The sequence below is a fragment of the Corallococcus sp. AB049A genome (assembly GCF_003668885.1).
Taxonomy (GTDB): Bacteria; Myxococcota; Myxococcia; order Myxococcales; family Myxococcaceae; genus Corallococcus; species Corallococcus interemptor.
On the sequence record NZ_RAWL01000325.1, the window covers coordinates 1 to 10,041 of the forward strand.

Sequence of the window (10,041 nt, forward strand, 5' to 3'; positions counted from 1 at the left end):
GTGCCCGCCCGCGCCGACATCGCCGAGGCACCGCCCGCCGCCGGCACCGACGACATCGCTTCAGCCGGCACCGCCGCGGACACCGTGCCGGCCAGCGAGGACACCACCGCGCTGGAGATGGCGCCCGACGGCAACATGCCGCCCACGAGCCCCGCGCCCGTGCGCACCACCTCGCGCGCCGCTCGCGCCAGCGTGGGGCCGAACTCCGTCTTCGGCGTCTGGCGCTCGATGGAGGGGGCGATGCTCAACGACGGGATGCGACGGTCTTCCAAGGGGTGCCTCCGGCAGGGATTCGCAGAGGCTGCCTTCCACCGTCCGTGCCAGGGGCCAACCCCTTGAAACCACAGGGGCCCTTCGCGTCAGGCGTCTCCCGCGCGCGAGCGCCAGGTCCACGGCGCGGGACGGCGGAGGAAAACCCGAAAACTTGCCACCGCGCCAACCTGCTTCACAGTTGTCGCGTCCTGTCGCACCCGAAGGTGATCCCGATGATGAACCCCTCCAATGGTCCCCGTCCGAACGAGCGCGAGCGCTATCACCCTCGCGTCGAAGCCCGGCTCCAGGTGAAGGTGCTCCTGTCGGGCCGCACCGTGACGGCGCAGGCGCGCGACATCTCCATGAACGGCCTGTTCCTCCAGGCCCACCCGGCGGACTCGCAGCGCGCGCTCACCATCGCCCTGCCGCTGCCGGGCGACCGGGAGCTCGTCACCATGTGCACCATCCGCCGCCGGGAGGTGGACGGTGTGGCGCTGGAGTTCGGCGAGCTGGACTGGGACGACCTCATCGCCCTGGCCCGCTTCCTCCACCCCCACCTGCCGTAAGGGACTTCCGGAGGGAGCGTCAGTCCGCGGCCGAGCGGGCCGTGCGCAGGCGCTCCACCAGGTCCATCAGCTCCGCGCCGCGGAAGGGCTTGTGGATGTAGCCGTCCGCGCCCGCCTGCGTCGCGCTCTCCACGTCCGCCTTCTTCGCCTTCCCGGTGAGCATGTAGAGCGGCACCTTCGCGGTGACCGGGTCGCTCTTCAGGATGCGGCACACGGAGACGCCGTCCAGCTGCGGCAGCACCACGTCCATCAGGATGAGGTGGAAGACGCGGTCGCGGGCCAGCTTCAGCCCTTCGATGCCATTGGCCGCGCAGACCACGTCCACCGTGCCGTCGCTCAACATGGAGCGAACCAGCTCGCGGATGACGGGCTCGTCCTCGACGAGCAGGATGTGGAAGGGCGCTTGCGCGTTGCCAGCCATGGTTCCTCGGGGCCCCTCGTAGGCCATTGCCCTGGCGGCGTCCAGCGATGCGACGCCTCCCGGTCGCCCCTCTGTACGAAAGCAGTCCCCTGCCGGTTTTCCCCGACGGCGGGGTCGCTCCGGCCCCGCCTAGATTTCAGCGACGCCGTCGCGCTCGGCCCAGCCCTCCAGGCCGTTGGGCAGGCGGATGCGCACGTACTTCCCCGTCTCATCCAGGAGCTGGACCTTCAGGCCGGCGTGCACCTCGAAGAGGGAGCGCCCCTCCGAGCGCGGCAGCTCCCGCGCCACCAGCGTGGGCGCCAGCACCACGGCCTCGTGCACGTTCTGGTGCACCCAGATGTGCGCCGCCAGGAGCAGGGCCGCCGGCACCGCCGCCGTGAGGCAGAGGCCCGCCACCACCGCGACCGCCGTGCGCCGCATCGCGGGGAAGGCACGCCGGAAGAGCAGCAGCGCGAAGCCCACCAGCCACGCGACGAAGAAGACCCAGGCCACGGCCGAGCCGTCCGTCGCCGCCGCCAGCCGGGGGAGGAAGGCCTCGTCCGCGGCGGCGCCCACCACCTTGTCCACCTGCCGCGCCCGGGCCAGGGCCAGGTTGGCCTCCAGGTCCTCGGAGCGTCCGCCCTGCTTCCGGGCCTGCTCCAGCGCCAGCACCGCGCGGCCCAGGTCGCCCCGGGCCAGGTGCGTGGTGCCCAGGTTGTAGAGCACGTCCGGACCGCCGAAGCCGTGGGCGATGAGCTTCTCATACTGGGCCTGCGCGTTGGCGTAGTCCTCGCGGCCATACGCGTCGTTGGCCTGCTGGAAGACGGCCTCCGCTTCCTCGGCGGTGTAGTAGCCCTGCGTCGCCGCGTCGCTCATCACGCCCAGCCTTCCATCACCGCCGCCGCGGTCGCCAGCACCTTGCGCCGCTCGCCCGGCTCCACCCCGCCGCCGTAGCGGCCCAGGTCGCACGCCTCCAGCACGAAGAGCACGCGCGCGCGCCGCTCCGCGTCCACGCCCGCCGCCGCCAGCTTCTCTCCCAGCGCCTCACGCGTCAGCCCGCCGACGGGGAAGCCCAGCCGCGCCTCCAGGAAGCCCGTCATCGCGCGCTCCACCTCCACGTAGAAGGCCCCCGCGTCCGCGCCCGCCTTGAGCTTCTCCGCCTCCGCCAGCCGCTTGCGCGCGGCCTTCGCCTGCTGACGGCCCTTGCCCGCCTCGGAGCGGGTGGCCAGCCGGCCGCGCATGCCGCCCACGAGCGCCACGCCCGCCAGCAGGCCCAGCGGCGCCAGCACGCCCGCGAGGAAGAAGGGCCGCATCCACACCGGCTGCGACGGCTCCACGAAGTGGGCCCGGGCGCGCACCGGACGCAGCCCGCCCGTGGTGAGCACGTTCTTCTGCTCGTTGGCCGCGTCCGCCACCTGCGAGGGCGTCATCGTCGACGGCAGTGAAGACACGCCGCCCGCGCCCGCCTCCACGGTGATGGTCACGGGGTCCGTGCGCGCCGTCTCGTACTGGCGCCGCGACGGGTCGAAGTACGGGAAGCTCAGCTCCGGCAGCGTGAAGGTGCCCGTGCGCTGCGGCATCACCAGGTACTCCACCACGCGGCGGCCCTGGATGCGGTTGCGGTTGGGCGTGAGCCGGTCCGTCGTCGTGGGCTCGTAGATCTTCAGCGCGGCGGGGCCGGTGAGCTTCGGCGGGGTGACGTTCTTCACGTTGCCCTGCCCCTCCAGGATGACCTTCACCGTGATGGGCTGTCCCAGCTCCACGCGCGTCTGCGACACGTCCAGCGACATGCGCCAGGAGCCCACGTTCGCGTTGGACATGTTCGGCGGCGCGCCATTCGGCAGCGGCCGCACCTTCACCTTCAAGCCGTTGGAGACGCGGTGCACGCGGTGGCCCGCGAAGAGGAAGCCCGTGGTGATGTCCGCCTCCGCGGGGGTGATCATCAGCGTGCCGGACTTCACCGGGAACAGCGCGCGGCGGCGCAGCAGGTAGGCGCGGTACGGGATGCCGTCCACCACCTTCTGCTCGCCCGTGAGCTGCGTGGGGCTCTCCACCTCCTCCGTCCAGAAGCCCTCCAGCTTGGGCATCGTCACCGCGTCCACGCTGGACAGGTCCACGCGCGAGTAGATGTAGAGCGACAGCGTGGCCTGCTCGCCCACGTAGAGTTCGTCGCGGTCCAGGCTCGCGCGCAGGAACAGGTCCGAGTCCCCACGCGGAATCACCGGCTCGTCGTCCCGCAGGTCCGAGTCGTCGTCGCCGAACGGGTCCGGCATGTTCCGGAAGTTGCGGAACGGATCCGGCAGCTGCGGCCGGCCTCCTTGCTGGGCCTGGGCAGAGCCGCCCACGCGGCCCTCGCGCACGGTCAACTGCACGGCGTCCGTGCGGTACGTGCGCCCCCCGGCGGTGAGCGTCGAGGGCGGAAGCGTGAGCTTGCCCGCGCGCAGCGGACGCATCAGCAGCTCGTGCCGGGTGATGTCCTGGATGACGGCGGGGCCGCCGCCGGACAGCGAGATGGAGCGCTGGCTGCCGCGCGACGAGGAGAGCACCTCGAAGTCGTTGGACTCGGGCAGGCGCACCTGGGCGTTGGACGGCGCGTCCACCACCACCACGGTGAGCTTGAAGGTGTCATCGGTGCCCACCTCGGTGCGGTCCACCGTCTGGTAGAACTCGATGTCCGCCGCCCACGCTGGCGCCGTGGCCAGGAGGGCGAGCACGGCGAGCAGCGCCGTGCGCCCGCTACCAGTCCTTCTCATTGGGCTTCCTCTGCTTCTTCTTCTGCTGGAAACGCCAGAGCTGGAGATTCTTCTCGTTCTGCTTCATCGCATCCAGCAGGCGCTCCGCTTCCTGCCGGTCGACGTCACCCGGCGAACTTCCGCCGTCGCGCGGGTTGGCTTCCGCCTCCTCCTCGCTCTCGCTGCCGCCGTCCGTGCCGCCATCGCGCGAGTCGCCGTCGCCCTCGTCCTGGCCTCCGTCGGCCCCGCCATCCGCGCCGCCGTCGCCCGGGCCTGCATCACCCTGGCCGCCATCCGAGCCGCCATCCGCGCCACCGTCACCCGGGCCGGCATCGCCCGCGCCGCCGTCACCGCCTCCGTCCTGACCGCCATCCTGCGCGCCGCCGTCCTGGCCCGCGTCGGCCCCGCCGTCCGCGCCACCATCCGGACCGCCGTCCTGGCCTCCGTCCTGCGGTGTGCCGCCGTCACCCTTCTGGCCACCGTCCTCGCCCGCGTCCGGACGGCCGCCGTCGTCGCCGCCGTCCTGGCCTCCGTCGGTGCCACCATCCGGGCCGTTCTGCGGGGGCGGCAGGTCGCGCAGCACCACCTCGTAGTTGTGCCGGGCCAGCGTGTCCGTGGGGTCCAGCGTGAGCGCCTTGCGGTAGGACTTGAGCGCCTCCGAGCGGTCGCCGGACGTGGCCGCGAGGTTGCCCAGGTTGTACCAGCTCTTCTGCGCCAGGCCGGGCTGGCGCGAGGACTCCGCCACCTGCTTGAAGGCCTCGCGCGCCTCCTTCGTGCGGCCCAGCTTCGCCAGCGCATCCGCGCGGTTGAACTCCACCGTCGGATCATTGGGCCGCTCCTTCTTCGCGGCGTCGAAGTCCTTCAGCGCGTCCTCGTAGCGTCCGGCCGCGTAGGCCTGGCGCCCGCGCTCCACCAGCGGGTGGTCCTTCTCCAGCGGCCCCACCGCCCACGCGGGCCCCGGCAGCGCCAGCAACCCCGCCAGGCCGACCGCCATCGCGCGCGCCGCGCGCCGCCGCATCGGATGCGCGCTCATGCGGCCCTCCGGCGCGACGGGATGAGCGCCATGCCCAGCACCAGCAGCACCAGGCCGGGGACGGCGAACCACTGGAAGCGCTCGTCGTAGCGGACCGTCACGCGGCTCTCCAGCTCGCTCTTCTGCAGCTGATCAATGCGCTCCACCACCTGGCCCATGGCCACGCCGTTGGGCTGGTAGAAGAAGGCGCCGCCCGTGGCGTCCGCGATGGCCGTGAGGCCCGCGCGGTCCAGGCGGGTAATCACCGTGTCGCCGTTGGAGTCCTTCTTGTAGTCCACGAACTCGCCGCGCCGGTCGTAGACGGGGATGGGCTCACCGGAGTCCGAACCCACGCCCACCGCGAGCACCTGCACGTTCGCGTCCTTGAGCGCCTCCGTGGCCTCGCGCACCTCGCCGGTGAGGTCCTCGCCGTCCGACAGCAGCACCACCACGCGCTCCTTGGAGCCCCGGTCCGCGTTGTCCAGCACCTGCTTGGCCAGCTTCAGCGCCGCGCCCACGTTGGTGCCACCCTGGGGCATCGAGTCCGGATCCACCGCGCGCAGGAACAGCTTCACCGCCGAGTAGTCCGACGTGAGCGGCGACTGCACGAACGCATCCCCCGCGAACACCACCAGGCCCGCGCGGTCGCCCTTCAGCTCATCCAGCAGCGTGTTGAGCTCCAGCCGCGCGCGGTCCAACCGGCTGGGCTGCACGTCCCGGGCGAGCATGGACTTGGACGCATCCAGCGCCACCACCACGTCGATGCCCCGGCGCTTCGTCAGCTCGCTCTTCGTGCCGCACTGGGGCTGCGCGAGCGCCAGCCCGAACAGCATCAACCCCAACCCATACAGGCCGCCCTGCACCGCCGGCCGCCACACGGACACGCCGGGCGCGAGCGCCGTCACGTGGCGCTCCGCGATGAGCGCCGACAGCCGCGTCCTGCGGCCCAGCGCCTTGAGCAGCGCGAGCAGCCCCAGCAGCAGGCCCATCAGCAGCAGCCCCAGGTACAGCGGCTGCGCCAGGCCCACCTGGTAGCCCAGGAGCGTGAAGCGCCAGGCCTCCAACGTGGGCATCATGGGAACACCCGCAGGAAGGTGGCGCGCAGCAGCAGCTCCAGCGCGGCCAGCCCGAAGGCCACCAGCAGGAACGGGTGGAAGTTCTCCTTGTACGTGGCGCTGGCGCCGCCCTCCATCAGCTTCGAGCGCTCCAGCGCGTCCAGCACCTTCTGCAGGCCCCGCTTGAGGCCTTCCGGGTCGGTGGCGCGGTAGTACTCGCCGCCGGTGCGGTCCGCGATGTCCTGCATCAGCTCCGGGTTGATGGGGATCTCCGTCTCGCGCCACACGGTGTTGCCGAACAGGTCCGTGCCCTGCGGGAAGGGCACCTTGCCGCCCTTGCCCACGAGGATGGTGTAGATGGGGATGTGGAGCGACGCGGCCATGTTCGCCGCGTCCAGCGGGGAAATCTTGCCGGCGTTGTTGTCGCCGTCGGTGATCAGCACCACCACGCGGCTCTTCGCATCGGAATCCCGCAGGCGGTTGAGCGACGTGGCGATGGCGTCACCAATGGCCGTGCCGTCCTCCAGCACGCGGGTGCGCAGCTGCTTGAGCACTTCCTTGAGCACGCCGTAGTCCAGCGTCAGCGGGGACTGCGTGTACGCGGCGCCGGAGAACACCACCAGACCCAGGCGGTCGTTCACGCGGCCGGAGATGAAGTCGGTCAGCACCTCCTTGGCCACGTTGAGGCGGTTCTGCGGCCGGAAGTCACCGGCCTCCATGGACGTGGACAGGTCCAGCGCCACCACGATGTCGATGCCCTCCACCGACAAATCCCGCACGCGCGAGTCGCGCGACTGCGGCCGCGCGATGGCCACCACCGCGGCGATCACCGCCGCCGCGCGAAGGATGGGCAGGAGCGGCAGGAGGTACGTGCGGAAGCCCCGGCCGCCCTTCGCGAAGACGTGGGCGGCGGAGAAGCGCAGCGTGGCGCGCCGCTTGCGCTCCCAGAACGCGAGCGCCAGCAGCAGCGGCGCCAGCAAGAGGGCCCAGAGCGCCTCCGGGTTATTGAACGCGAGGTCCGGGGGCAGCATCGGGCTTGGGGGGAGCAGGAGGGACGTATGTCTTCGCGAGCAGGTCGTAGCCGAAGGCCAGCGCCTGCTTGCAGGACTCGGGGGAGGCGTCGGCGCGGGCGTACTTCACCATGTCCGACTCGGAGACGAAGCGCATCAGCGCGTCTTCCGGCAGGCCCGGCGTGTGGAGCTTGCGCAGGGACGCCATCAGTTCGGACGACGTGCACTCCAGGGCCTCGAAGCCGTAGCGCTCGCCCAGGTAGCCGCGCACGATTTCGGAGAGGCGGAAGTAGAAGTCCTTCACGTGGCCGCGGCCGGGCAGGTCCTCGCGCTGGAGCGCGTCCAGGGACTGGCGCACGCGCACGTCCAGGGGCAGCACCGGGACGACCTTCTCGCGCTTCGGGCGGCGCTGCCACCAGCGCACCAGCAGCCAGACGGCCACACCCACCGCCAGCGCCGCCGCGAGCGCGTAGAGCAGCGTCCACGAACGGATGGGCACTTCCTGCGGCGGCTGGTAGTCGAACAGCTCCGCGCCCTGCCCCTGTGCATCCGGCGGCAGCGTGGACGTCACGTCCACCGTCTTGCCCTTGAGCACGAAGCGGCGCGGTCCCTCCGGCGTCGCCACGTCGAAGGCGAGGTCCGGCAGCTTCACGCCGCCCAATTCGAACGCGGAGAAGCGCAGGCCGAACGTCGTGGTCGCGTCGTTCGCGTTGTCCTGGCGCTGGCGCGTCTGCTGGAGCAGCTCCACCGGGCCCTCGCCCGTGGGCGCCACCAGCTCATAGCGCTGATCCTTCGGGTGCGTGAGCGTCACCTGGTAGGTGAACGGCTCGCCGATGTGCACCTCTTCCGGCTCCACCCGCGCGGACGCGCCCGTGGGCGTCACCGTCTCCAGCGCCACGGGGGCCTTGGGTGCGGCCGGAGCCTGCGCCCACGCCGACGGCGCGCTGACGAAGAGGACGGCCGCGAGGACGAGCGCGTGTCTCATGCCGCCATCCTCCGGGCCCGCGCGCGGAAGAAGTTCGCCAGCGCCTTGCCGTGATCATCCCCGGCGCGCAGCTCCACGTGGTCCAGCTCCAGCTTCTTGAAGAGCTTGCGGCGCTCGTCGCGCTGGGCCTGCATGGCGCGCATGAACCTGCCGCGCACGGCGGTGGAGCTGGTGTCCACGACGAAGCGCTCGCCCGTCTCCGGGTCCTCCATCTCCACCAGGCCGTGGGCGGGGAAGCGCTGCTCCAGCGGATCCTCGATGACCACCGGCACCAGGTCGTGGCGGCGGCCCACCAGGCGCAGGGGCTTCTCGTAGCCCGTGGCCATGAAGTCCGACACGAGGAACGTCACGGCCTTCCGCTTGGACACCTGCGTCAGGTACGTGAGCCCCGCGGACAGGTCCGTGCCGTGGCCCTTGGGATTGAACGTGAGGATGTCGCTCACGAGCCGCAAGACGTGCATGCGGCCCTTGCGCGGCGGGACGACCTTCTCCACCCGGTCCGAGAAGAGGATGAGCCCCACGCGGTCGTTGTTCGCGATGGCGCTGAAGGCAATCTGCGCGGCCACCTCCGCGGCGACCTCCGCCTTGGTGCGGTCCTTGGAGCCGAACTCGTTGGAGGCGGACACGTCCACCAGGAGCATCACCGTGAGCTCGCGCTCCTCCGTGAAGACCTTGATGAAGGCCTCGTTCATGCGCGCGGTGACGTTCCAGTCGATGAAGCGGATCTCGTCGCCGGGCTGGTACTGGCGCACCTCGGAGAAGGCCATGCCGCGGCCCTTGAACACCGAGTGGTACTGGCCGGCCAGCATGTCGGAGACCACCTTGCGGGTGCGGATCTCCAGCTTGCGGATGCGGCGGATGAGGTCCTTGGGCAGCACGGGCGCGCTCTTACCGGGGCCTTCTCAGGGGACTTCCACGCGGTCGAAGACGCGCTGGATGATCTTCTCCTGGGTGAGCTCCTCGGCCTCCGCTTCGTAGGTCATCGCGATGCGGTGGCGGAGCACGTCGAAGGCAATGGCCTTCACGTCCTCCGGGGTGACGAAGCCGCGGTGGCGCAGGAACGCGTGCGCACGGGCCGCCTGCGCCAGCGCGATGGTGGCGCGCGGCGAGGCCCCGAACTGGATGTAGTCCGCCAGGTCCTTGAGGCCGTAGCGCGCGGGCTCACGCGTGGCGAACACCACGTTGAGGATGTACTCCTTCACCTTCTCGTCCATGTAGATGGCGTGGACGAGCTCGCGCGCGCGCACCAGGTGCTCCAGCGAGATGACCCGCTGGACCTTGGGCGACGAGCCACCGGACATCCGGTCCATGATGACCTTCTCCTCATCACGGGTCGGGTAGCCCACCTTCACCTTGAGCATGAAGCGGTCCACCTGCGCTTCGGGGAGGGGGTACGTGCCCTCCTGCTCGATGGGGTTCATGGTGGCCAGCACCAGGAACGGCGAGGGCAGGCCGAAGGTCTGGTCGCCGATGGTGACCTGGCGCTCGGCCATGGCCTCCAGGAGGGCGGACTGGACCTTGGCGGGGGCGCGGTTGATTTCGTCCGCGAGGACGATGTTCGCGAAGATGGGCCCCTTGCGGACGGTGAACGCGGCCGTCTGCTGGTTGTAGATCATGGTGCCGACGAGGTCCGCCGGCAGCAGGTCGGGGGTGAACTGCACGCGCATGAAGGTGGCGCTGAGCGAGTCCGCCACGGTGCGCACGGTCAGCGTCTTGGCGAGTCCGGGCACGCCCTCCAGGAGGACGTGGCCGTTGCACAAGAGGCCGATGAGGATGCGTTCGAGCATGTACCGCTGCCCGACGATGACCTTTCCGGTCTCCTGGTTGAGGACCTCGACGAAGCTGCTTTCCTGCTGCACGCGTTCGGTGAGCGCGCGGATGTCGGTGTTCATGTCCCCTCTGTCGGCCTGGGCGGCGGGCAGCCTAGGGTTCCCGGGCGTCCGGCTCAACACCGCTGTACGCCGGACATTCCGTCAAGCCGCCCCGTGCCGTAAAGGGTCATCCGCCCATGTCCCGTCCGCCCCCGCCC

At 70.9% G+C, this 10,041-nt stretch carries 10 protein-coding genes and 1 pseudogene; 1 reads left to right on the top strand and 10 read right to left on the bottom strand.

Annotated elements, in window-relative coordinates; all coding sequences use genetic code 11:
- Positions 1-272: pseudogene (locus tag D7X55_RS28325) on the bottom strand (hypothetical protein); the annotation flags it as partial.
- 213 nt (positions 273-485) lie between these two features.
- On the opposite strand from D7X55_RS28325, the gene D7X55_RS28330 reads away from it, so the two are divergent.
- Positions 486-818 (top strand): PilZ domain-containing protein, encoded by a 333-nt coding sequence (locus D7X55_RS28330; RefSeq protein WP_014398934.1) that lies wholly within the window; start codon positions 486-488, stop codon positions 816-818.
- 19 nt (positions 819-837) lie between these two features.
- Here D7X55_RS28330 and D7X55_RS28335 read toward each other — a convergent pair whose 3' ends face one another.
- From D7X55_RS28335 to D7X55_RS28375, 9 genes are all read right to left on the bottom strand, one after another.
- Positions 838-1,239, bottom strand: coding sequence for a response regulator (locus tag D7X55_RS28335; RefSeq protein ID WP_120552815.1), 402 nt, complete (start codon positions 1,237-1,239; stop codon positions 838-840).
- Positions 1,240-1,368: 129 nt separating this feature from the next.
- Complete coding sequence (locus D7X55_RS28340) at positions 1,369-2,094, bottom strand: tetratricopeptide repeat protein (RefSeq protein WP_120552816.1); 726 nt, start codon at positions 2,092-2,094, stop codon at positions 1,369-1,371.
- Positions 2,094-3,971: a BatD family protein gene (locus D7X55_RS28345; RefSeq protein WP_120552817.1), complete on the bottom strand. Its 1,878-nt coding sequence runs from the start codon at positions 3,969-3,971 to the stop codon at positions 2,094-2,096. Before D7X55_RS28345 ends, D7X55_RS28340 begins: the two co-directional genes overlap by 1 nt.
- Positions 3,955-4,983, bottom strand: coding sequence for a tetratricopeptide repeat protein (locus D7X55_RS28350; protein WP_121724685.1), 1,029 nt, complete (start codon positions 4,981-4,983; stop codon positions 3,955-3,957). The genes D7X55_RS28345 and D7X55_RS28350 overlap by 17 nt, the downstream gene beginning before the upstream one ends.
- The gene (locus D7X55_RS28355; protein ID WP_121724686.1) at positions 4,980-6,035 is read right to left on the bottom strand and encodes a VWA domain-containing protein; all 1,056 of its coding nucleotides are present in this window, start codon (positions 6,033-6,035) and stop codon (positions 4,980-4,982) included. The genes D7X55_RS28350 and D7X55_RS28355 overlap by 4 nt, the downstream gene beginning before the upstream one ends.
- On the bottom strand, positions 6,035-7,048 hold the full coding sequence (locus tag D7X55_RS28360) for a VWA domain-containing protein (protein WP_233610118.1): 1,014 nt from the start codon (positions 7,046-7,048) through the stop codon (positions 6,035-6,037). The genes D7X55_RS28355 and D7X55_RS28360 overlap by 1 nt, the downstream gene beginning before the upstream one ends.
- Positions 7,020-8,012 (bottom strand): hypothetical protein, encoded by a 993-nt coding sequence (locus D7X55_RS28365; RefSeq protein ID WP_121724687.1) that lies wholly within the window; start codon positions 8,010-8,012, stop codon positions 7,020-7,022. Before D7X55_RS28365 ends, D7X55_RS28360 begins: the two co-directional genes overlap by 29 nt.
- Positions 8,009-8,890, bottom strand: a complete 882-nt coding sequence (locus D7X55_RS28370) for a DUF58 domain-containing protein (RefSeq protein ID WP_121724688.1) — start codon at positions 8,888-8,890, stop codon at positions 8,009-8,011. Before D7X55_RS28370 ends, D7X55_RS28365 begins: the two co-directional genes overlap by 4 nt.
- Positions 8,891-8,914: 24 nt before the next feature.
- On the bottom strand, positions 8,915-9,904 hold the full coding sequence (locus D7X55_RS28375) for a MoxR family ATPase (protein ID WP_014398943.1): 990 nt from the start codon (positions 9,902-9,904) through the stop codon (positions 8,915-8,917).
- Positions 9,905-10,041 lie beyond the last annotated feature (137 nt).